The following is a 21,749-nucleotide window of genomic DNA, read 5'->3' as shown; positions in this document are numbered from 1 at the left end:
CGGACTTTCACGGATTGCTGCGAAGCTTGCTCAGGCGGTCTCGGCGAACAGCTCGCGTCCGATCAGCATGCGGCGGATCTCGCTGGTACCGGCGCCGATCTCGTACAGCTTGGCGTCGCGCCACAGGCGACCCAGCGGGTACTCGTTGATGTAGCCGTTGCCGCCGAAGAGCTGGATGCCGTCGCCCGCCATCCTGGTGGCCTGCTCGGCGCACCACAGGATCACGCTGGCGCAGTCCTTGCGCACGCGGCGCGCGTGGCCATGGCCCAGGCTGTCGAGGTTCTTGCCGATCTGGTAGCAGAAGGCGCGGCCGGCCTGCAGCACGGTGTACATGTCGGCCACCTTGGCCTGCACCAGCTGGAACTCGCCGATGCTCTGGCCGAACTGCTTGCGGTCGTGGATGTAGGGCACGACATTGTCCAGCACCGCCTGCATGATGCCGATCGGGCCCGCCGCGAGCACGGCGCGCTCGTAGTCGAGTCCGCTCATCAGCACCTTCACGCCCTGGTTCAGGCCACCGATGATGTTCTCGGCCGGCACCTCGACGTTGTCGAACACCAGCTCGCCGGTGTGGCTGCCGCGCATGCCGAGCTTGTCGAGCTTCTGCGCCACCGAGAAGCCCTTCATGCCCTTCTCGATGATGAAGGCGGTGATGCCCTTGGCGCCGAGCTCGGGCTCGGTCTTGGCATAGACCACCAGCGTGTCGGCATCCGGGCCGTTGGTGATCCACATCTTGCTGCCATTGAACAGGTAGTAGCCGCCCCCCACCGCCTCTTTCCACTCGGCGCGCAGCTTCATGCTGACCACGTCCGAGCCCGCGCCGGGTTCGCTCATCGCGAGCGCGCCAACATGCTCGCCGCTGATCAGCTTGGGCAGGTACTGGCGCTTCTGCGCCTCGCTGCCGTTGCGCTTGATCTGGTTCACGCACAGGTTGGAATGCGCGCCATAACTCAGGCCGACGCTGGCCGAGGCGCGGCTGATCTCCTCCAGCGCGACCATGTGCGCCAGATAGCCCATGCCGGCGCCGCCATATTCCTCGCCCACCGTGATGCCGAGCAGGCCGAGGTCGCCCATCTTGCGCCAGAGGTCCATCGGAAACTGGTCAGTGCGGTCGATCTCGGCCGCGCGCGGCGCGATCTCGGCCTGCGCGAAGTCGCGCACCGCATCGCGCAGTGCGTCGATGTCCTCGCCGAGCATGAAGTCGAGTCCTGGAATCTGCAGCATCTTTGTCTCCTGGTCTTGTGGTGGTTGTCGATTGCCTGAAATATTAGGCAGGCCCGGCCCTGCCGATGCGCCAGTTTGGTTGCAATTCGCGCCAAGCGCTGCCAGCCGATCGCGCGGCGCCGGATGGCAGGAATTGTTACCTGAATGGCAGACATTTCCGGCCGACGCTGCCTACCATGCCCAGACCCGCAGGCCACCCAGCATCCAGTCCCGGCGGGTAGAAAAAAACCGATGCAGCCGCCACCACCTGGACAGCAGGCAGCGGATCACAGCACAACAGGAGACAAGAGACATGAAGCCATTCCAGCAGCAGCCATTGCGCCGCCGCCTCATCGGGGCCGCAGCGGCCGCCCTGTGCACCTTCGGCGCCCTCGGGCCCCTGCAGGCCCAGACGGCCGCCTGGCCCAGCGCCAAGCCGATCCGGCTGGTGGTCGGCTTCGCCGCGGGCGGCACCACCGACGTGATGGCGCGCATCGTCGCCAAGTCGCTCAGCGACTCGCTCGGCCAGAGCGTGGTGGTCGACAACAAGCCCGGCGCCAGCAGCAACGTGGCAGCCAGCGAGGTCATCCGCGCCCAGCCCGACGGCTACACCTTCCTGGTCGCACCGACCTCGACCGAGACGGCCAACCCCTACCTGTTCAAGCAGAACATCAATCCGGCCCGGGACCTGACCCCGATCGCCGGCATCGGCCGCAGCCAGATGTACCTGGTCGTCAAGCCGCAATCGACATTCAAGGACGCACGCGAACTGGTCGACTTCGCGCGCAAGAACCCGGGCAAGCTGTCCTATGCCTCGTCCGGCGCCGGCACGCCACCGCATCTGGCAGCCGAACTGTTCAAGCAGGCCGCGGGCATCTTCGCGGTGCACATTCCCTACCGTGGCGCGGCCCCCGCGCTGCAGGACGTGCTGGGCGGCCAGGCCGACTATGTGATGGATCCCGGCATCGCCTTCCCGCATGTGAGGTCGGGCAAGGCGCGCATGCTGGCCGTCGCCGGCTCCAAGCGCTCGCCCTTCTTCCCCGAAGTGCCGACCCTGAGCGAACTCGGCTTCAAGGCCGAACTCGATCTCTGGTTCGGCATCTGGTCGCCCAACGGCACCCCGGCCGAGATCAACGCCCGCATGGCGCGCGAGGTCGCCAAGGCGCTGACGCAGGCGCATAGCAAGGAGCGCTACGACGCGCTGGGCGCGGAGCCGGTCGGACTCGACACCGCCGACTTCAAGGCCCTGCTCGCCAGCGAGGCCAAGCAGCTCTCGACCCTGATCCGCGACAAGAACATCAGCGCCGACTAAAAAGCGCTTCAGCCAGCCCGGGCCGCCAGTTCCCGCGCCGCTGACAGCAGCTGGTCGATCTGCCCCCGGCAGACGCCCTGCGCTGAGCGACCGGGCTGGCACAGCTGGCCCACCGCCTGCTGGATCGCCTGGTTGAACGGCGTCGCGACCCCGTACAGGCGCCCGAGCCGCACGATCTCGCCGTTCAGGAAATCGACCTCGTGCGAGGCGCCGCGTGCGATGCTCTGCCAGGTCGACTGCTGGCCCGGCTCGATGCCGCAGCCGGGCGCAATGCCCCAGTGCGACACCGAGTGGCGACGCTCCTGCGCACGCGCCGGCGAGATCCCCATGGCGCCCAGCACCGCAATCGCCTCCTGCGCCAGGGCCGCGGCATAGGCCTGCAGCCGATCGGACGGCCCCTCGAACAGGTCCAGCGCATTGTTGCGGACGCTGCTGATCAGCTTGGCGGCCTTCCAGCGCAGGATGTCGGGCCGGGACTCGGCCAGGTAGCCGGCGCGGCACAGGTCGGCGGCGATGCCGGCCGCCAGCTCATCCTCGCCCTGCGGATAGCGCCCGACCACCACCAGCCCCGGCTCGGGGTAGCCCCCGACCACGATCTGGCCGAGCTCGGTGTAGCGCGCCGGGGTATTGATGCTGGCGCCATAGACCTGGCTGAACCAGCGCAACGCGATGCGCTCGGCGGCCAGCCCGTTCTGCGGCGTCAGCACCGGCAGCTCGGAAGCGGTGCGGGCCGGACCGCTGCCCGCCACCGGTAGCCAGGCCCAGTCCCTGCAGGCCAGCTCCAGGTCCTGGGTCTTGGTCGTGAAGACCAGGACATCGCCCTGGGTCAGCACCAGTTCGCTGCGGTCGGCACAGGCCTGCAGCCCGAGGCTGCGAGCCCCTTCGGGCCGGACATAGCGGATGCCATGGGCCTGGATATGGCGGATCTGCTCGCCACGGCCGCACAGCAGGTAGGGAATGCCGTTGAGCTCGAACTGCGCGGCCAGGCTGGCGCCGATCGCGCCCGCGCCAATGATGAGGTATCGCTTCATGGGATCTCGACGGGATGGAAGAAAAGGGAAGGTTTCGGCTCAGGCGCACAGCTCGAGCAGCAGCGCCAGCCGCGCCTGCGCCGGCGGCAAGGCGACGGCGGGTATCGGGTCCGTGCTGGCTGCCACCGACAGGACCCGGCCCGAGGCACAGCGGGTGCTGCGCCAGACCCGCAGCCCGGCGGCCTGCGCCTCGAGCAAGGCGGCCTGCAGGTCTTGATGCAAGGTACCGTTGCCGGTGCCGGCGACGACCAGGCCTTGCAGGCGGTCGGCCCGCTGCCGGCCCTGGGCCGCGTCCTGCGCCAGCAGCGCGCGCACCAGCCAGCCGTCGGCGCCGCCATGGCTGAACAGGCACTCGACGCGCGGCCAGGGCTGCTGGCCCAGCAGGCGCTCGAGCCTGGCCAGGCGCCGGCCGGGCTCCGGCTCATCGGCCGCGGGCCAGGGCTTGAAGCGGGTACAGGTGCCCTGCTCGACCAGCCCGAGCGGGCCGGCATCGCCCGAATCGAAGGCATCGAGCCGGTAATGATGCACCTTGCGCACCTCGAGCGCCGCATGGATGCGGCCGGCACAGACCGCGACCACGCCGAGCGCGCCCGGTTCGGCGGCCACGACCAGCGCATCGGCCAGGTTCTGCGGCCCGTCCGGGGCCAGCGCCGTGGCAGGGCGCATGGCACAGGTCAGCACCACCGGCTTGGCCGGCGCCAGCAGGCGCTGCAGCAGATAGGCGGTTTCCTCCAGCGTGTCGGTGCCATGGGTGATCACGATGCCGGCGACATCGGCCTGCTCCAGCAGCTCGCGCACGCGCGCCAGCAGCGGGCGCCAGACTCCGGGCCCCATGTCCTTGCTGTCGACCTGCGCCAGCTGCTCGGCCTGCACGCGCCAGCCCGCCGGCAGCGCGATGCCGGCCAGCAGGTCAGCCACCGCGACCTCGCCGGCGCGATAGCCGACATGGTCGCCACGCTGCTCGGCCCGGCCCGCGATGGTGCCGCCGGTGCCCAGCACCAGCAGCCGGTCGGGCCGGGCCTGGTCTGGTCGCTGCTCGATGTCCGGATTCATGTCGTGCCCCCCTGATGACTGGCTGCCTGGCCTGGCAAGGCCCGCCCCGGGATGGCCAGGCCAGCCGGCGCGGGGCTCCTGACCGGGCTCGGCCGCTGGATGCTGTTGATGACTGTTTATAGCGTAAAACTATCTGGCCTGTTGCGGCACTCGCACGGCTGGAAGAGCGGGCCAAGGGTGGGCCTGGCTGCCAGCCGGCACCTGGGTGATGGACACCGATGAACCCCATCCCCACCCGCATGAGGATGCGGACCGGCCCCTCCTTCTATATACTGGCACGGGTATATTGCAAAACCAGGAATGCTGCCCTGGCCGGCGCGGACCTGCAGCCCTCCGGGCAAGTCCGCGCGCCAGGACATCCAACCCTGTCGAATCACCAGAGGAATTCCCATGAGCACTTTCGACCACGCCGGACTGATGAAGGACATCAACGCCAACCTGGCACCGCTGCGCAAGTCGCAACCGGAAGCCATGGGCGGCTTTGCCAAGCTGGCACAGGCCTCGATGGCCGAAGGCGCGCTCAGCGCCAAGCACAAGGAGCTGATCGCACTGGCCATCGGCATCAGCCAGCATTGCTCGGGCTGCATCGGCTTCCATGTCAAGGCCTTGATCAAGCTGGGCTGCAGCCGGGCCGAGCTCGAGGAAATGCTCACCGTCTGCGTCTACATGGGCGGCGGCCCCTCGCTGATGTACGCGTCCGAAGCCCTGGCAGCCTGGGACAGGCTGCAGCCGGCTCAGGAGTAAGCGCACAGGCCTGGATCAGGCGCGCAGCCGCTGCAGCGACAGGTCCCAGACCTGCAGCAGCCAGGACTGGAGCTGGAGCGGCCAGCTCCAGCTGACCAGGCCGGCCCACTGCAGCGACCAGGCGCCCGCGGCCCAGCTGAACAGCACCATCGGCGCCACCATCTGGTCGCCGCGCCACCAGTTGAGCGTCACGCGCTGGCGAAACGGATGCAGGAAGCGGATGCCCGAGGGATTGGGCAGGTCCATCACCAGATGCAGCAGTCCGCCGACGGCAAACCCCAGCCAGGCCGAGGCCCAGGGCTGTTGCGGCAGCGACAGCAGGGCCCAGCTGTACAAGGCCCCCCAGAGCAGCAGCCAATGGGTCCAGGTGCGATGCGGGATCAGGCTGTGACGGATGCCATGCTTGAACCAGGCGATCTCGAGCCAGTCGGGGGCCGTGGCACCGGGGATGGCCAGCGCAGCCGCCAGCCAGGGCTGGCCGTGGTAGGCATGGGCAATCGAATAAGCAATGGCGGCGGCTCCCAGGCTGGAGGCGCGATGCCCGGTAAGAGTCATGAGGATGAAAAACTACTAGGGTATGGCAGCGAGGTCCGGCCCCGCTTGAGGCTCGCGAGTATGACACTCCTAGGACATCGGTCATGGCAGCCGGGTCCTGATTCCCTGCTTGACGAGGGTCAAACAAGCGCCTCGGGCCCGCGCCAGAACCGCCGATCTTTGGCATGATGGAAACTCAACCACCAGGAGGAAACCCATGAAGCGGCTCGAAGGAAAAGTCTGTCTGATCACCGGTGCCGGCCAGGGCATAGGCGAGGCCACGGCGCTCAAGTTCGCGCGCGAGGGTGCGGTCGTGGTCGCCTGCGACCTCAAGCCCGAGCAGGTCGAGGCGGTGGCACAGGCCTGCCGCGCCGCCGGAGCGCAGGCCGAGGGCCATGTGATGGACGTGACCGACCGGGCCCAGGTCGATGCCGTCGTGGCCGGGGTGCTGGCAGCGCATGGCCGCATCGACGTGCTGGTCAACAACGCCGGCATCACCCAGGATGCGCGGCTGCAGAAGATGACGCTCGAGCAGTTCGACCGCGTGATCGACGTCAACCTGCGCGGTGTGTTCCACTGCTCGCAGGCGGTCTCGAACCAGATGGTCAGCCAGGGCAGCGGCGTGATCCTCAACGCCTCGAGCGTTGTCGGCCTGTACGGCAACTTCGGCCAGACCAACTATGCCGCGACCAAGTTCGGCGTGATCGGCTTCACCAAGACCTGGGCGCGCGAGCTCAGCCCCAAGGGGGTGCGGGTCAATGCGGTGGCACCGGGCTTCATCAAGACCCCGATGATCGCCACGGTGCCGGACAAGGTGCTCGACGACCTGGCGCAGAAGGTGCCGCTCAAGCGCCTGGGCCAGGCCGAGGAGATCGCCAACGCCTATGCCTTCCTGGCCAGCGACGAGGCCAGCTACATCACCGGCGCGGTGCTCGAGGTCGATGGCGGCCTGACGCTCTGATCCTGCGCGAAAATCGGCGCTGATGAAAGCCCCAGCAGCGCCAGTCCGACCCGGCTCCCCTCCTTCCGCTCCAGCCACGCCCGGTGCCGATCCGGGCGCGCAGGTGGTGCCGCCGCGCTCGCGCGCCGACCTGTTCTGGTCGTTCAACTGGCTCGCGCTGCAGGGCTTTGGCGGCCTGCTCGCGGTCGTGCAGAGCGAGCTGGTCGAGAAGAAGCGCTGGATGACGCGCGAGCAGTTCCTCGAGGAATGGGCGGTCGCGCAGATCATGCCGGGACCCAATGTCGTCAACCTCGGCATGACCTTCGGCGCGCGGCATTTCGGCCTGTCGGGCGCGCTGGCCGTGCTGGCCGGGCTGCTGACCCTGCCACTGCTGCTCGTGCTCACGCTGGCGGTGCTCTACAGCGGCGTCGCCGAACAGGAACTGGTGCGCGGCGCGCTGCGCGGCATGGGCGCGGTATCGGCCGGGCTGGTGATCGCGACCGGCCTCAAGCTGGCACCGGCGTTGCGCAGCAGCCCGCTCGGGCTGGGCGCTGCCGCGCTGGTCGCCGCGCTGAGCTTCGTCGGCATCGCCTGGCTGCGGCTGCCGCTGGTCTGGGTGCTGCTGGTCGTCGGCGGACTGGCCTGCCTCTGGGCCGCGCGCTGCCTGCGCCAGGCCATGGAACGGGCCGCATCGCGCGCCGGAGAATCGACATGAGTTCGACATTGAGCGCTGCCGACTGGCTGCTGCTGTTCGGTCATTTCGCCAGCCTGTCGCTGCTCGGCGTCGGCGGCGCGCTGACCACATCGCCCGAGATGCAGCGCTTCCTGGTGCAGCAGCAGCACTGGCTCAGCCACGAGCAGTTCGCCTCCTCGATCGTGCTGGCGCAGTCGGCACCCGGACCCAACATCCTGTTCGTCGCGCTGATGGGCTGGCAGGTCGGGCTCAATGCCGGCGGCGGGCTCGCGGCAGGCCCGCAAGCCTGGTTGCTGGCGCTGCTCGGGCTGCTGCTCGCGATGCTGGGCTGCCTGCTGCCGTCCTGCACGCTGAACTACCTGACGACGCGCTGGGCCTGGCGCAACCGCGAGCTGCTGGCGGTGCGCGCCTTCAAGGCCGGCATGGCGCCGGTCGTGGTCGGCCTGCTGCTGGCGCTGGGCTGGCTGCTCGGCGCAGCAGCACCCGGCAGCAACTGGCCGCTGTGGGGGCTGACCGCGGCGACCACGCTGCTGATCTGGAAGACGCGCGTGCACCTGCTGTGGGCCATCGCCGCTGGCGGGCTGCTGGGTGCCTTCGGACTGGTCTGAATCTGCCGCCGGTCACCAGGCACGCCGGACCGATTGGGCGCGGTGGAACGCCGCGGATCAGTGCGGGTTGTCGAAGAACACCGCGTTGGTGTAGTCGCTGATCTCGAAATAGACCCGCTTCTCGCCCGGATCGGCGACCATGTTGAGGTTCTCGTCGAACACCCCGTAGCCGTAGCGGTAGGCGCGCGGCGTCTTGTCGTCGGTGCCCAGCGCGGTGCTCATCTTATCGACCTTGAGGAAGCGGCGCACCAGCTTGTCGCCGGCATAGATCTCGAGCACGCCGTCGGTGCCGGTCCAGTTCTGGATGCCGCGGCCGAGCTTGTTCTGCTGCTCCTGGGTGCAGCCCGCCAGCAGCGCGATCGCCGCCAGGGTCAGGGTGAGTCGCTTCATGGGGTGTTCCTTCAGCCGCGCTGGCGCAGCGCTTCGTAGAGGCAGACCGCGCTGGCGACCGAGACGTTGAGGCTCTCGACCGCGCCCTTCATCGGGATGCCGACCAGGTCGTCGCAGGTCTTGCGCGTGAGCTGGCGCATGCCCGGGCCCTCGGCACCGAGCACCAGCGCCACCGGCCCCTTGAGGTCGGCCTGGTAGATGGTCTTGTCGGCGTCGCCACTGGTGCCGATGATCCAGATATTGCGCTCCTTGAGCTCGTTGAGGGTGCGTGCCAGGTTGGTGACCATGAAATAGGGCATGGTCTCGGCAGCACCGCTGGCGACCTTGGCCACCGTCGCGTTGATGCCGGCCGCATGGTCCTTGGGCGCGATCACCGCATGCGCGCCGGCGCCGTCGGCCACGCGCAGGCAAGCGCCGAGGTTGTGCGGATCGGTCACGCCGTCGAGCACCAGCAGCAGCGGCGCGATGCCGTCGGCCTCGAGCTGCTCGAGCAGCTCGTCGAGCGATCTGACCTGCTCGACCTCGGTCACGCGCGCCGCGACACCCTGGTGGCCGTGGCTGCCGCAGAGCTTGGCGATGCGCAGGCTGTCGGCCTCGATCAGGCGCGCGCCCGCCTCCTTGGCGCGGTCGATGAACTGCCGCATGCGCGCGTCGCGCCGGGTCGCTTCGTAATAGATCTCGATGATGGACTGCGGCGCGGTCTTCAGGCGCACGCCGACGGCATGGAAGCCGAACAATACTTTGGGAGAGGACATGGCTCCGATTATCAGGCCTGCGCCGCCGCGCTGGTGCTGATGCCAGCGGCTTCAGCCAGCCTCGGCCGGCAGCTCGCGGGCGCGACCGGCCTCGATCACGATCCGGCGCTCGCAGCGCCGGGCGATCTCACGGTCATGGGTGACCAGCACCAGCGTCGTGCCCTGCTCGCGGTTGAGCTCGAACATCAGGGCCATGATGCGGTCGCCGGTGGCCGAGTCCAGGCTGCCGGTCGGCTCGTCGGCCAGCAGCACCGCGGGCTCGACCACGAAGGCGCGCGCCAGCGCGACGCGCTGCTGCTCGCCGCCCGACAACAGCCGCGGGTAGTGACCGAGCCGTTCGCCCAGGCCGACGCGCTGCAGCATGCGGGTGGCAGCGGCGCGCGCATCGCGCCGGCCCGCGAGCTCGAGCGGCAGCATCACGTTCTCGAGCGCGCTCAGGTGGGTCAGCAGCTGGAAGCTCTGGAACACGAAGCCGAGCTGGCGCGCACGCCACTCGGCGCGCTCGTCCTCGGCCAGCGCGAACAGGTCCTGGCCAGCCAGCAGCACGCGGCCGCGGCTGGGCGTGTCGAGCCCGGCCAGGATCGCCAGCAGGGTGCTCTTGCCCGAGCCCGAGGCGCCGACGATGGCCACTGTCTCGCCGCGCTGCAGCTCGAACTCGACATCGCGCAAAATGTCCAGCGTGCCGCCGGAATCGGTCACGGACTTGGACAGCTGCTGCACGGCAATAATCGCATCGGACATGGACAGAATTCCTCAATTGACTCGTCGTTACTTTAACTCGGGCCTGTGTCGCGCGCTGCTGGCGGGGGCATGGGCACCCGGCCTGCTCGCGGCGGCGACGGCGGCCGAGCCGCGCCGGCTGCTGATCGTCGGCGACTCGCTGAGCGCCGAATACGGCTTGCAGCGCGGCACCGGCTGGGCCGCGCTGCTGCAGCAAAGGCTGGACGCGCGCCAGCCGGGCTGGCAGGTGGTCAATGCCAGCATCAGCGGCGACACCAGTTCGGGCGGCCAGTCGCGCCTGCCGGCGCTGCTGGCCCAGCACCGCCCGGCGCTGGTCGTGATCGAGCTCGGCGGCAACGACGCGCTGCGCGGCCTGCCGCTCGAGATGACGCGCGACAACCTGCGCGCCATGGCGCGCGCCGCCCGGCAGGCCGGCGCGCGCGTGCTGCTGCTGGGCATGCAGGTGCCACCCAACTACGGCGCGCGCCACGCCGAGCAGTTCCGCCAGCTCTATGCCGAGGTGGCCAAGGCCGAGCAAGCCGCGCTGGTGCCCTTCTTCCTGGCGGGCGTGGCCGATGGCGCCAACCCGACCGCGCTGTTCCAGGCCGACCGCATCCACCCGAACGAGGCCGCCCAGCCGCGGATGCTCGACAACGTCTGGCCGGAGCTCAGGCGGCTGCTCAAGCCCTGAACCAGGCCGGACAGACCGCGAGAAGCGTCGATGCCATGGGCCAGGGCGCTTGATGGACGGCCTGCTTATAATGAAAGCACCATGGTACGCCGGCTGGCAGCGGTCTTTTCACTGATGTTCTTTCTCGGCGCAGGTCTGTCTGCGTTCGGACTGAGCATGGACCCGCGCAGCGTCAAGGCCGGCGACACCCATCTGCTGTTCGACCTTGCCGGACCGGAGCTGGCCGACGAGCTATTCGGCGCGGATGCCGACCCGGACTCGCCCGACGACAACCTGTTGAGCGCCGAACTGTCCGACTGGCCCGACCTGGCCGATCACCTGTCCCCCAGCCCGGCTTTCGGCCAGAGCCCGGCCGCGCCGCAATTCGGCTGCGCCAGCGCCCGCCTGCCCTGGCCTTTCCTGGCCGCGCTGCAGCGACCGCCCAGCACCCTCGCTTGATGCCCCCGGCCTGAGCCCTCCGGGCTCCGACCGGCCTGGCGTCAGCCCCTCCTACTTCCTGGCCACTGCGTGGCGAGCCTGTCATGGCGCCGCCGATCCGGAGCGCCGCCTGTTGTCCCATTTGCCGTTCTGCAATCCCTTGCGAGGTTTCTCATCATGAATACCCATCTCGATAGTCTTTCCCACTCCAGCCGCGACGCCTGGGGCGTTGGCGCTGAGCAACGCCATCGCGTGCTGCGCAACACCTACTGGCTGCTGGCGCTGTCCATGGTGCCCACCGTGCTGGGCGCCTGGATCGGCGTGGCCACCGGCCTTGCCGCCCTGATGTCGCCGGGCGTCGGCATGGTGGTGTTCCTGGCCGGTGCCTTCGGCTTCATGTTCGCGATCGAGAAGACCAAGGACTCGGCCGCCGGCGTGCCGGTGCTGCTGGCCTTCACCTTCTTCATGGGGCTGATGCTGTCGCGGCTGGTCGGATCGGTGCTGGGCCTGGCCAACGGTGCCAGCCTGATCATGACGGCGTTTGCCGGCACGGGCACGATCTTCCTGGGCATGGCGACCCTGTCGTCGGTCATCAAGCGCGACCTGGGCTCGATGGGCAAGTTCCTGTTCGTCGGCGTCATCATGCTGCTGGTGGCCGGCATCGCCAATGTCTTCCTGCAGTCCAGCGCGCTGATGATCACGCTGTCGGTGCTGGCGATCGGCATCTTCTCGGCCTTCATCCTGTACGACCTCAAGCGGGTGCAGGACGGCGAGGAGACCAACTACATCACGGCTACCCTTGGCGTCTACCTGAGCCTGTACAACGTGTTCCAGTCGCTGCTGGCCCTGCTGGGCATCTTCGGCGGTCGCGACGACTGACAACCGGCCCCGGAGCACCGATGCGGACCCGTCGACGACGGGTCTTCCTGCCTGTGGAGCAGGCCCTGACAAAAGATCTCAATGGAAATAGCCATACTCTTCGCGCTGATCGTCCTCAATGGCCTGTTCGCCATGTCGGAGATCGCGCTGGTCACCGCGCGCAAGGCGCGGCTGCAGAAGCTGATCGACGAAGGCGACAAGGCGGCCGCCGCCGCCGTCAAGCTGGGCGAAGACCCGACCCGCTTCCTGTCCACCATCCAGATCGGCATCACCTCGATCGGGGTGCTCAACGGCATCGTGGGCGAGGCGGCATTGGCGGCCCCGCTGGCCGTCTGGCTGGCTGGCATTGGCTTGTCTGAGCCCGTCAGTCAGGTCCTGGCCACCGGCCTGGTGGTGGTGCTGGTGACCTATTTCTCGATCGTGATCGGGGAGCTGGTGCCCAAGCGCATCGGGCAGTCCAATCCGGAAATGCTGGCCCGGCTGGTGGCGCGCCCGATCGACCTGCTCGCGGTCTCGACGAAGCCCTTCGTGCTGCTGCTGTCGGTCTCCACCCGCACCCTGCTCAGGCTGCTCGGGGTCAGGGAATCAACGGCCAACGCGGTCACCGAGGAGGAGATCCACGCCATGCTGGAGGAAGGCACGACGGCCGGGATCATCGAGTCGAACGAACACGCCATGGTGCGCAACGTATTCCGCCTCGATGACCGCCAGATCGCCTCGCTGATGGTGCCGCGCGGCGACGTGGTGGTGCTGGACCTGAACCTGCCGTTCGAGCAGAACATGGCCAAGGTCGAGGCGTCCGACCACCCGCGCTACCCAGTGGTCGATGGCGACCTGAACCATGTCGTCGGCGTGGTCCATGCCAGGAAATGGCTGTCGCAGGCGCTCAAGGGCGAGGACCGCGAGTTGCAGAGCCAGAAGCTGCAAGCCCCGCTGTACGTGCCCGAAACCATCACCGGCATGGAGCTGCTCGACAACTTCCGCTCGTCGGACGAGTACATGGCCTTCGTGATCGACGAGTACGGCGAGATCCAGGGCATCGTGACCCTGCACGACCTGATCGAGGCCATCACCGGGGAATTCCGCCCGCGCGACCCGCAGACCTCCTGGGCGGTGCAGCGCGAGGATGGCAGCTGGCTGCTCGACGGCCTGATTCCGGTGCCGGAGCTCAAGGACCGGCTCGAGCTGGACAAGGTGCCCGACGAGGAGCGTGGCCGCTACCACACGCTCAGCGGCATGATGATGCTGCTGACCGGGCGCCTGCCCAAGGTCGCCGACAAGGTGCAGTGGGAAGGCTGGCAGCTGGAAATCGTCGACATGGACGGCCGCACGATAGACAAGGTGCTGGCCGGCCGCCTGCCGGCACCGGAAGATGCGGCACTTGCCCCGGACAGGCCAGCGCCATGAAGGCTTTGCCGATCCAGGCTTGGCTGCTCAGGCCCTGAGCACCCGCAGCGCCTGCGCCAGATCCGCGCGCAGGTCCGCCACGGCCTCGAGTCCGACCGCGAGGCGCACCGGACCGTGGACATGCGGCCAGTCGCGCCCGCGCATCTCGGCGCGCTCGTAGGGCACGCACAGGCTGACCGGGCCGGCCCAGCTGTAGCCGAGCCGGAACAGCCGCAGCGCATCGCAGAACGCCACCACCTGCTCGGGCAGAACAGCATCATCGAACACGACAGTGAACAGGCAGGCCGCGCCGCGCGCATCGCGCAGCCAGGTTTCGTGACCGGGCGAGCCCGGCAGCGCCGGATGCAGCACCCGCTTGATGCCGGGCTGGGCCTGCATCCAGCCGGCCAGCTCGCGCGCGGCGGCATCCTGCGCCGCATAGCGCAGCGCGAGCGAGGGCAGGCCGCGCAGCACCAGCTCGGCGTCGTTACCGCTCACGCCCAGGCCCAGCCGCATGTGGGTCAGCAGCAGCTCGCGGTGCAGCGCCGGGTCGCGCGTGACGACCGAGCCCATCAGCACATCGCCGCCGCCGCTCGGGTACTTGGTGAGCGCCTGCATCACGACATCGGCGCCGAGCTCGAAGCCGCTGAAGGCCACGCCCGCGCCCCAGGTATTGTCGAGCACGCTCAGGATCGGACGCGCCCTGCCCTCGCTGGCCTGGCGGCAGATGGCCGTCAGCGCAGGCAGGTCGGGAAACTCAAGCGTGATCGAACCGGCCGCCTCGAACCAGACCAGGCGCGTCGCCGGCCCGATCTTCGCGGCCAGGTCGGCCGGGTCCATCGGGTCGTAGTAGCGCGTCTGTATGCCCCAGCCGGCCAGCTCGACCTGCGCCAGGGACTTGTTGGGGCCGTAGGCGTTGTGCGGGATCAGCAGTTCGTCGCCAGCGCGCAGCAAGGCCAGGTCGACCAGCGCGATCGCGGCCAGGCCGCTGGGCGCCAGCACGCAATGCGCGCCGCCCTCGAGGCTGGCGATGCGTTCCTCGAGCGTGAAGGTGGTCGGCGTACCGTGCAGGCCGTAGGTATAGGCCGACTTGTCCTTCCAATCACGCGAGCGCAGCGCCGCCACGCTGGGAAAGAACACGGTCGAGGCCTTGTGCACGCCGGGTGCCGGGGCGTCGAAATCGGCCGGCGGCCGGTAAGGGTGGTGGATCAGCGCGGTCGGCTGCAACAGCGCGGGGACCAGGATCGCGGTGGCTTGAAGATCAGACATGACCGGATGGTAGCGTCTCGACCTCGAAGCCCACCACGCTGCGCCGTGCCTTGCTGAACTCGACCCCGATCAGGTGGATAGGCTCGCCGCGCGCACGGTACTTGTCGGCATAGGCCCGGTCCCTGATCTGCTGCAGCGCCCGGCCGTCGGACACCAGCTCGACCACCTTGAACTCGAACAACCAGACCTGACCGTCGAACAGCACCGTCATGTCGATGCGGCCCCGGTTGGTCACGTCCTCCAGGCGGATGTCGAGCCCAAGCGCCGCGAAATGGCTGTAGAAGATGCTGGCGTAATAGCCCTCGAACTGCGCGACGGGCGAATTGCGGTACCAGTCGTGCGGAATGCTGGCGAAGAAGGCGGTGAACAGGCCTTGCAGGCCCGCGAAGTCCCGCGCCTGCAGCAGGCGGTAGAGCTGGCTGACCTGCGGACCCGGCACCGAGGGGTCGCCGCTCAGGCGCTGCAGCAGGCTGTCGTTGAGGCTGGCCTGCACTTCCAGGTTCGGATACTTGAGCGTGAACTCTGCCCGGCCCGGAATGCGCCAGACGCTGCCCACGGTCAGGTAGCCGGTCTGGAACAGCAGCGCCTCGGTGGTCATCTGCTCGACGTCGAAACTGCCCAGCAGATTCTCCTGCGCCACGAAGGCCTGCAGTTGCGGCGTGAAGACGCCTCGCTGCGTCAACACGTCGATCAGGAAGGTCGGGGTGCCGGTCTCGAACCAGTAGGGATGGAACTCGCGCTTGTCGAACAGCAACAACAGGTCAAACGGGTTATAGACGCTGGTTCCGGTCCAGTTGTAGCCGTTGTACCAGGTGCGGATCTGAGCCCGATCCAGGCCCGGCAACTCGGGAGCGAACACCGTATCGACATCCTCGTCGGTATAGCCGCAGATCTCCGAGTAACGGGCGTCTACGGTAATGTCCTTCAGGTTGTTCAGGCCGGAAAACAGCGACACCTTGCTGAACTTGCTGACCCCGGTCAGCATCGCGAACTGGATATGCGCGTCCTGGCCCTTGATGACCGAATAGAGATCGCGCAGCCCGTCGCGCATCTGGCGCGCGATCCCTGGCTCGGTGATGTTGTCGAGGATGGGCTTGTCGTACTCGTCGACCAGCACCACCGCTCGCTGACCATGGCTGGCCCTGGCCTGGCGGATCAGCTCGCCGAACTGGCCCGGCACGTCGAGGTCCGGCGGGAAGGTCACGCCCAGGCGTTCGGCGTTCTGGCGCAGGTTGTCGAGGATGCGTTGCTGCAGGCGTTCGGCGCTGTGCAGCACGCCATCGGCAAAGCTGATGCGGATCACGGGGTAGCTTTTCGACCAGTCCCAGTGCGATTCGGCGTGCAGGCCGTCGAACAGCGCCCGGTTGCACTCGAACAGCTCGGCCAGGGTGTCGATCAACAGGCTCTTGCCGAAACGGCGCGGCCGGCTCAGGAAATAGAACGAGCCCTCCCGCACCAGTCGCAGCAGCAACGGCGTCTTGTCGACGTAATAGCAGCCCTGCTCGCGCAGCTTGGCGAAGGTCTGGATGCCGATCGGGAGCTTGCGGCGCGTCATGATGCCGCTTCGACCTCAGCCCTGCTGCTGCCTGGCCAGCAGATCCTGCGGCCGCAGGCTGTCGTAGCTCTCGAAGGGCTGGTGGATCCAGGGATTGGTCGGCAGGAACTCGACCGAGTAGTCGGGCTGGAACACCGAGCAGGCCTTGGTCCAGATCACGGCGCTGCGCAGCTCGGTGATCGGCGCGTAGTTGTTGCGCAGCTGCTCGATCACGGCGCGCAGCGTGTGGCCCGAATCGGCCAGGTCATCGACCAGCAGCACGCGACCGGCGATCTGGCCCTTGGGCGTGGTGATGTAGTGCGCGATGTCGAGATGACCCTGCACCGTGCCGGCTTCGGCGCGGTAGGAGCTGGTCGACATGATGGCCAGCGGCTTGTCGAAGACGCGCGACAGGATGTCGCCCGGGCGCATGCCGCCGCGCGCGAGGCACAGGATGGTGTCGAATTCCCAGCCGGACTGGTAAACCTGGATCGCAAGCCGCTCGATCAGCGCGTGGTACTCGTCATCCGTGACGTGGAGGTGTTTGCCGTCTTCGCTCAGCATGTCGGCTCCGCTTGTGCTGGTTTCTTGTATGGGGTCGGTGCGGGATGGATGCGAAAAAGCGGCCCCAAGGGCCGCTTTTTCACGGCACATCAGGCTGCGTAGGGATGCTGCAGCAGGATGGTGTGGTCGCGGTCCGGACTGGTCGAGACGACATGGATCGGCACTCCGGTGACCTCCTCGATCCGCCTGAGGTAAGCCTGGGCGTTGGCCGGCAGGTCCTCGTAGCGGGTGGCGCCGACCGAGGAGTCGGTCCAGCCTGGCAGGGTCTCGTAGATAGGCTTGCAGCGCGCGATCTCGTCGGCACCCATCGGCAGCAGGTCGATCTGCTCGCCGTCGAGCTCGTAGCCGACGCAGAGCTTGAGCTCGGTCAGGCCGTCGAGCACGTCGAGCTTGGTGATGCACAGGCCCGACAGGCCGTTGACCTGGGCAGAGCGCTTGAGCAGCGCGGCGTCGAACCAGCCGCAGCGGCGCGAGCGGCCGGTGGTCACGCCCTTCTCGGCGCCGACGGTGCTCATGTGCCAGCCCGGCGTGCCTTCCTTTTCCCACTCGAGCTCGGTCGGGAACGGGCCGCCGCCAACGCGGGTGCAATAGGCCTTGGTGATGCCCAGCACATAGTGCAGCAGGCCCGGGCCGACGCCGGCGCCTGCTGCGGCATTGCCGGCCACGCAGTTGCTCGAGGTCACGAACGGGTAGGTGCCGTGGTCGACGTCGAGCAGCGTGCCCTGCGCGCCTTCGAACAGCAGGTTGATGCCTGCCTTGTGCGCCTCGTTGAGCTCGCGCGAGACATCGGCCATCATTGGGCGGATTTCCTCGGCCTGCTTCATGGCTTGTTCAAACACCGGCTCGAACTGGATCTTGCCATCAACGATGAAGGGCGACAGCGCAGCGTCCCAGGCCATCTCGGCGCTGCCGAGGTAACTGGTCAGCGCGTGGTTGTGCAGCTCGAGCAGCTCGCGCAGCTTGGCGGCGAAGCGATCGGGGTGCTTCAAGTCCTGCACGCGCAGCGCGCGGCGGGCGATCTTGTCCTCGTAGGCCGGGCCGATGCCGCGGCCGGTGGTGCCGATCTTCTCGCTGCCGGCCTTGACCTTGGCGGCCTCGCGCGCGATGTCGATCGCGGCATGGAAGGGCAGGATCAGCGGGCAGGCCTCGCTGATGCGCAGGCGCGAGCGGACCTCGACGCCAGCCTTCTCGAGGCCGGCGATTTCCTCCAGCAGCTTGGTGACCGACAGCACGACGCCGTTGCCGATGTAGCACTTGACCTCGGCGCGCATGATGCCGCTCGGGATCAGGTGCAGCGCGGTCTTGACGCCGTTGATCACCAGCGTGTGGCCGGCGTTGTGGCCGCCCTGGAAGCGCACCACGCCCTTGGCGGTCTCGGTCAGCCAGTCGACCAGCTTGCCCTTGCCCTCGTCGCCCCACTGGGTGCCGACGACCACGACGTTGCGCCCAGGCTGGGCCTTGAAATTGTTTTCGCTCATAGGGATACCGTTTACTTCTTGGCGGGATCAGGCTGCCAGGGGCTGCACCACCCACGCGCCGTCTTGCGCGACCAGCGCGCGGTTGCAGTGGAACTCGTCCACTTCATGTTCGTGGCCCGGCAGGACGCAGACCACGGTTTCGCCGGCTGCACGCAGACCGGCAATGGCGGCGCGCAGGCCCGGCTCCTGACCCCAGGGGGCCCGGATCGCGGCCTGCAGCGCCGGTGCGGCGGCTGCCGACACCAGTTCCTTCAAGTCCAGGCTGAAGCCGACGGCCGGACGCTTGCGCCCGAACACGCCACCGACCTCGTCGTAGCGACCGCCGCGCACCAGCTCCTGCAGCCGACCGGCCTGGCCAGCGAAGAGCGAGAAGCGCACCCCGGTGTAGTAGGCATAGCCGCGCAGGTCGGCCAGGTCGAAGGACAGGTTGGCGCCCGACAGCTGGTCGGCCAGCCAGCGCAGGTCGCCCAGCGCGCGCTCGAGCAGCGGGCTCGGGCGCAGGCGCCGCGCCGCCTCAGCCAGGATTTCCGGGCCGCCATAGAGTTCAGGCAAGGCCAGCAGGCTGCTGCGCACCTCGGCCGGCAGCTCGCGGCTGAGCGCATCGAGCTCGGCGCTGTTCTTGGCGGCCAGCGCGGCATGGATGCGGGCGACCGCGGCCGGTTCCAGCGCCAGGCCGGCCAGCAGCGAGTCGACGATGCGCACGTCGCCCAGGTCGATGGTCTGCTGCTGCAGGCCGGCGGCTGCCAGGCTGGCCTGCGCCAGCTCAATCACCTCCAGGTCGGCTTCGCGGCCGGCGTGGCCGTAGATCTCGGCGCCGAGCTGCAGCGGCTCGCGGGTGCCGAAGGGCCGGTCGACCCGGGCATGCAGCACCGGGCCGCAATAGCACAGACGGGTCAGGCCCTGGCGGTTGAGCAGATGGGCATCGATGCGCGCGACCTGGGGCGTGGTGTCGGCGCGCAGGCCCAGCGAGCGGCCCGACAGCTGGTCGACCAGCTTGAAGGTCTGCAGGTCGAGCGCTTCACCGGTGCCGGTCAGCAGGGAATCCAGGTGCTCGATCATCGGCGGGATGACGAGCTCGTAGCCGTAGGCGCGTGCGGTGTCGAGCAGCGCCCGGCGCAGGTCTTCGATATGCCTGGCCTCGGAGGGCAGGACGTCGGCGATTTGATCCGGCAGTAGCCAGGCAGACATGGGGGTATCGGGAGCTGTTAAAAAAGGGATTTTACCGGGTGCGGCGAGGCACCCGGCAAAAAGGACGCTCAGCGCGTCGCGGCGGCCGATCCGCTCGAGCGCATCGCCTTGAAGAATTCGCTCGACGGGTCGAGCACCAGCATGTCGGACCTGTTCGCGAAGCTGGCCTTGTAGGCCTCGAGGCTGCGGTAGAACTGGGCAAAGGCCGGGTCCTTGCCAAAGGCCTGGGCGTAGATGCGGGCCGCCTCGGCATCGCCTTCGCCCTTGACCTTCTGCGCATCGCGGAAGGCCTGCGCGACCAGCACCTCGCGCTGGCGATCGGCGTCGGCGCGGATCTTCTCGCCATCGGCCGAGCCGGTCGAACGCAGCTCGTTGGCGACCCGCTTGCGCTCGGCCTCCATGCGGTCGTAGACCGACTTGGTGATGGTCTCGGCATAGTCGACGCGCGTGATGCGCACGTCGACCACGTCCATGCCCCAGGGCTTGTCGGCGCCGCGCACGGCTGCCAGCACCTCGCGCTTGACATCGGCCATCAGCTGCTCGCGCTGGCTCGAGAGCAGCTCCTTGACGGTGCGCTTGTTGACTTCCTGCTGGAAGCTGTTGCGCACCACCCGCTTGAGCTGGTCGCTGCCGGCGCGCTCGTCGAGGCCGACGTTGCGGATATAGGCCTGCGGGTCGGAGATGCGCCAGCGCACATACCAGTCGATCACGACGCGCTGCTTCTCGGCGGTCAGCGTCGGCTCGGTGTCGCTGCTTTTGAGCGTGAGCAGGCGCTTGTCGACATAGGACACGTTCTGGAACGGCGGCGGCAGCTTGACATGCAACCCCGGCTCGGTGATCACGCTCTTGATCTGGCCCAGCGCATAGACCACGCCGAACTGGCGCTGGTCGACCACGAAGAGCATCGAGCTGGCCAGCGCGAGCGCCACCAGCAGGGAAGACAGGATGAATCCGATTCTGTTCATGTTCTGTTCCTCAGGGCCTTCAGCGGACATCGCGCTCGCGCGAGCGATCGCGCTCGCGCGAGCGATCGCTCTCGCGGCTGCGCGAGGCGGCGGCACCCGCATTGGCCGGCGAGCCGGTGGGGGCGGCAGCGGGTGCCGGAGCGGCCACCGTCGCGGCGGATTCGGCCTGGGCGCTCAGCTGCATGACCTTGTCGAGCGGCAGATACAGCATGCTCGAGCCCTGCTTGGTATCGACCAGCACCTTGCTGACGTTGCTGTAGACCTGCTGCATGGTGTCGAGGTACATGCGCTCGCGCGTGACCTGCGGCGCCTTGGCGTATTCGGCCTGCACCAGCTTGAAGCGCTGGGCATCGCCCTCGGCCTGCGCGACGATGCGCGCCTTGTAGCCCTCGGCCTCCTCGAACAGGCGCGAGGCCGTGCCCTTGGCGCGCGGCACCACCTCGTTGGCATAGGCCTCGGCCTCGTTCTTCGAGCGCTCGCGCTCCTGGCCGGCTTTCAGCACATCGTCGAAGGCGGCCTGCACTTCCAGCGGCGGACGCACGCCGCCTTGCTGCAGGTTGATGCCGACGACCTCGATGCCGATCTCGTAGCGGTCCAGGATGGACTGCATCAGGGTACGCACGCGCGGGCCGATCTGGTCGCGCTCCTCGGCCAGCGCGGCATCCATCTTCATCTTGCCCACCACCTCGCGGACCGCGGTCTCGGCGGCCTTGCGCACCGCGTCCTCGGGATCGCGGCTGTTGAACAGGAAGGCGCGTGCGTCGCTCAGGCGGTACTGGACCGCGAACTTGATCTCGACGATGTTCTCGTCCTCGGTCAGCATGGCCGACTCGCGCAGGCCGGTGGCGCGCATGACGGCATCGCCGCCGACATCGACCGAGCGGATCTGGGTCGCGTTGACGGTCTCGTGGCGCTGGACCGGATAAGGCAAGCGCCAGTTGAAGCCGGCGCCGACCGTGCCCTGGTAGCGGCCGAACTGGGTGATGACGGCCTGCTGGCCTTCCTGCACGATGAAGAAGCCGGTGCCCAGCCAGACCAGCACCAGGCCGCCAGCGATCACGCCCAGGCCGATGCCGGTGCCCTTGGGGCCGGGCTTGAAGCCCGGCAGCCCGCCGCCCGGCTTGCCACCACCTGCACCGCCACCGCCGAACAGTCCCGACAGCTTGCGGTTGAAGTCCTGCCAGAGCTCGTCGAGGTCGGGCGGGCCCTGGTTCGGGCCGGACGGACGCTTGGAACGCTGTTCGTCGCCGCTACCGCCGGCATCGGGCTTGCTCTCGTCACCACGGCCCCAGCGGGGATCGTTGAGGTTGAACATGCCCTTGAGCCGGTCCCAGCGGACCGCACGCAGGCTCAACAAATTGAAGTTCATGTAGGTTTTGGCTTGCGGTGGAAAT

At 68.2% G+C, this 21,749-nt stretch carries 23 protein-coding genes; 9 read left to right on the top strand and 14 right to left on the bottom strand.

The annotated features are described in order from the left end of the window. Positions 1-30: 30 nt before the first annotated feature. Positions 31-1,224 carry an isovaleryl-CoA dehydrogenase gene (locus C6P64_RS14305; RefSeq protein WP_105749230.1) on the bottom strand — a complete coding sequence of 398 codons (1,194 nt, stop codon included), beginning with the start codon at positions 1,222-1,224 and terminating at the stop codon, positions 31-33. A 292-nt stretch (positions 1,225-1,516) separates the two neighbouring features. On the opposite strand from C6P64_RS14305, the gene C6P64_RS14300 reads away from it, so the two are divergent. Next, entirely contained in the window at positions 1,517-2,515 is a 999-nt protein-coding gene (locus tag C6P64_RS14300; protein WP_105749229.1) for a Bug family tripartite tricarboxylate transporter substrate binding protein, read from the top strand. Positions 2,516-2,523: 8 nt separating this feature from the next. Here C6P64_RS14300 and C6P64_RS14295 read toward each other — a convergent pair whose 3' ends face one another. Next, positions 2,524-3,546 carry a ketopantoate reductase family protein gene (locus C6P64_RS14295; protein ID WP_105749228.1) on the bottom strand — a complete coding sequence of 341 codons (1,023 nt, stop codon included), beginning with the start codon at positions 3,544-3,546 and terminating at the stop codon, positions 2,524-2,526. 39 nt (positions 3,547-3,585) lie between these two features. Next, positions 3,586-4,599, bottom strand: a complete 1,014-nt coding sequence (locus tag C6P64_RS14290) for an asparaginase (RefSeq protein WP_105749227.1) — start codon at positions 4,597-4,599, stop codon at positions 3,586-3,588. A gap of 390 nt (positions 4,600-4,989) precedes the next feature. Between C6P64_RS14290 and C6P64_RS14285 the strand changes: the two genes are divergently transcribed. Then, a complete protein-coding gene (locus C6P64_RS14285) occupies positions 4,990-5,343 on the top strand; it encodes a carboxymuconolactone decarboxylase family protein (RefSeq protein WP_105749226.1) in 354 nt (117 codons plus the stop codon). A gap of 15 nt (positions 5,344-5,358) precedes the next feature. Here C6P64_RS14285 and C6P64_RS14280 read toward each other — a convergent pair whose 3' ends face one another. Further along, positions 5,359-5,898 (bottom strand): metal-dependent hydrolase, encoded by a 540-nt coding sequence (locus C6P64_RS14280; protein ID WP_105749225.1) that lies wholly within the window; start codon positions 5,896-5,898, stop codon positions 5,359-5,361. A gap of 196 nt (positions 5,899-6,094) precedes the next feature. On the opposite strand from C6P64_RS14280, the gene fabG reads away from it, so the two are divergent. Genes fabG through C6P64_RS14265 form a run of 3 tightly spaced genes read left to right on the top strand, consistent with a single transcriptional unit; the run spans position 6,095 to position 8,119 of the window. Beyond that, positions 6,095-6,838 carry a 3-oxoacyl-[acyl-carrier-protein] reductase gene (gene fabG / locus C6P64_RS14275; RefSeq protein WP_105749224.1) on the top strand — a complete coding sequence of 248 codons (744 nt, stop codon included), beginning with the start codon at positions 6,095-6,097 and terminating at the stop codon, positions 6,836-6,838. A 22-nt stretch (positions 6,839-6,860) separates the two neighbouring features. Further along, entirely contained in the window at positions 6,861-7,532 is a 672-nt protein-coding gene (locus tag C6P64_RS14270; RefSeq protein WP_105749223.1) for a chromate transporter, read from the top strand. Further along, positions 7,529-8,119, top strand: a complete 591-nt coding sequence (locus C6P64_RS14265) for a chromate transporter (protein WP_105749222.1) — start codon at positions 7,529-7,531, stop codon at positions 8,117-8,119. The genes C6P64_RS14270 and C6P64_RS14265 overlap by 4 nt, the downstream gene beginning before the upstream one ends. Positions 8,120-8,176: 57 nt before the next feature. Here C6P64_RS14265 and C6P64_RS14260 read toward each other — a convergent pair whose 3' ends face one another. The 3 genes from C6P64_RS14260 to C6P64_RS14250 are packed head-to-tail and all read right to left on the bottom strand — an operon-like array spanning position 8,177 to position 10,005. Further along, complete coding sequence (locus C6P64_RS14260; protein WP_105749221.1) at positions 8,177-8,509, bottom strand: hypothetical protein; 333 nt, start codon at positions 8,507-8,509, stop codon at positions 8,177-8,179. 11 nt (positions 8,510-8,520) lie between these two features. Next, positions 8,521-9,264 (bottom strand): 23S rRNA (guanosine(2251)-2'-O)-methyltransferase RlmB, encoded by a 744-nt coding sequence (rlmB, locus tag C6P64_RS14255; protein WP_105749220.1) that lies wholly within the window; start codon positions 9,262-9,264, stop codon positions 8,521-8,523. A 51-nt stretch (positions 9,265-9,315) separates the two neighbouring features. Beyond that, a complete protein-coding gene (locus C6P64_RS14250; RefSeq protein ID WP_105749219.1) occupies positions 9,316-10,005 on the bottom strand; it encodes an ABC transporter ATP-binding protein in 690 nt (229 codons plus the stop codon). Here C6P64_RS14250 and C6P64_RS14245 point away from each other — a divergent pair. The 4 genes from C6P64_RS14245 (at position 10,004) to C6P64_RS14230 (ending at position 13,378) form a co-directional block, all read left to right on the top strand. Next, entirely contained in the window at positions 10,004-10,675 is a 672-nt protein-coding gene (locus C6P64_RS14245) for an arylesterase (RefSeq protein ID WP_105749218.1), read from the top strand. The two genes, C6P64_RS14250 and C6P64_RS14245, sit on opposite strands and share 2 nt — an antisense overlap. A 156-nt stretch (positions 10,676-10,831) precedes the next feature. Further along, entirely contained in the window at positions 10,832-11,113 is a 282-nt protein-coding gene (locus C6P64_RS14240) for a hypothetical protein (protein WP_146115936.1), read from the top strand. A gap of 156 nt (positions 11,114-11,269) precedes the next feature. Continuing rightward, positions 11,270-11,971: a Bax inhibitor-1/YccA family protein gene (locus C6P64_RS14235; protein WP_105749216.1), complete on the top strand. Its 702-nt coding sequence runs from the start codon at positions 11,270-11,272 to the stop codon at positions 11,969-11,971. A gap of 81 nt (positions 11,972-12,052) precedes the next feature. Next, positions 12,053-13,378 (top strand): hemolysin family protein, encoded by a 1,326-nt coding sequence (locus tag C6P64_RS14230; protein ID WP_105749215.1) that lies wholly within the window; start codon positions 12,053-12,055, stop codon positions 13,376-13,378. A gap of 27 nt (positions 13,379-13,405) precedes the next feature. On the opposite strand, the gene C6P64_RS14225 is transcribed toward C6P64_RS14230, so the two are convergent. The 7 genes from C6P64_RS14225 to hflK form a co-directional block, all read right to left on the bottom strand. Beyond that, the gene (locus tag C6P64_RS14225) at positions 13,406-14,626 is read right to left on the bottom strand and encodes a PLP-dependent transferase (RefSeq protein WP_105749214.1); all 1,221 of its coding nucleotides are present in this window, start codon (positions 14,624-14,626) and stop codon (positions 13,406-13,408) included. Beyond that, positions 14,619-16,181, bottom strand: a complete 1,563-nt coding sequence (locus C6P64_RS14220) for an ATP-binding protein (protein ID WP_105749213.1) — start codon at positions 16,179-16,181, stop codon at positions 14,619-14,621. Before C6P64_RS14220 ends, C6P64_RS14225 begins: the two co-directional genes overlap by 8 nt. 15 nt (positions 16,182-16,196) lie before the next feature. After that, positions 16,197-16,724, bottom strand: coding sequence for a phosphoribosyltransferase (locus C6P64_RS14215; RefSeq protein WP_105749212.1), 528 nt, complete (start codon positions 16,722-16,724; stop codon positions 16,197-16,199). An 89-nt stretch (positions 16,725-16,813) separates the two neighbouring features. Next, positions 16,814-18,202 (bottom strand): adenylosuccinate synthase, encoded by a 1,389-nt coding sequence (locus C6P64_RS14210; protein ID WP_105749211.1) that lies wholly within the window; start codon positions 18,200-18,202, stop codon positions 16,814-16,816. 27 nt (positions 18,203-18,229) lie between these two features. After that, on the bottom strand, positions 18,230-19,390 hold the full coding sequence (locus tag C6P64_RS14205) for an ATP phosphoribosyltransferase regulatory subunit (RefSeq protein ID WP_105749210.1): 1,161 nt from the start codon (positions 19,388-19,390) through the stop codon (positions 18,230-18,232). 68 nt (positions 19,391-19,458) lie between these two features. Continuing rightward, positions 19,459-20,355, bottom strand: coding sequence for a protease modulator HflC (hflC, locus tag C6P64_RS14200; protein WP_105749209.1), 897 nt, complete (start codon positions 20,353-20,355; stop codon positions 19,459-19,461). Positions 20,356-20,374: 19 nt separating this feature from the next. Then, on the bottom strand, positions 20,375-21,724 hold the full coding sequence (gene hflK / locus C6P64_RS14195) for an FtsH protease activity modulator HflK (RefSeq protein WP_105749208.1): 1,350 nt from the start codon (positions 21,722-21,724) through the stop codon (positions 20,375-20,377). Between the last annotated feature and the right edge of the window lie 25 nt (positions 21,725-21,749).

Origin of the sequence: Malikia granosa (assembly GCF_002980595.1) — a bacterium.
GTDB lineage: Bacteria > Pseudomonadota > Gammaproteobacteria > Burkholderiales > Burkholderiaceae_C > Malikia > Malikia granosa.
The sequence above is the reverse complement of the archived record's forward strand: the minus strand, read 5'-3'. Positions and strand labels throughout refer to the sequence as shown.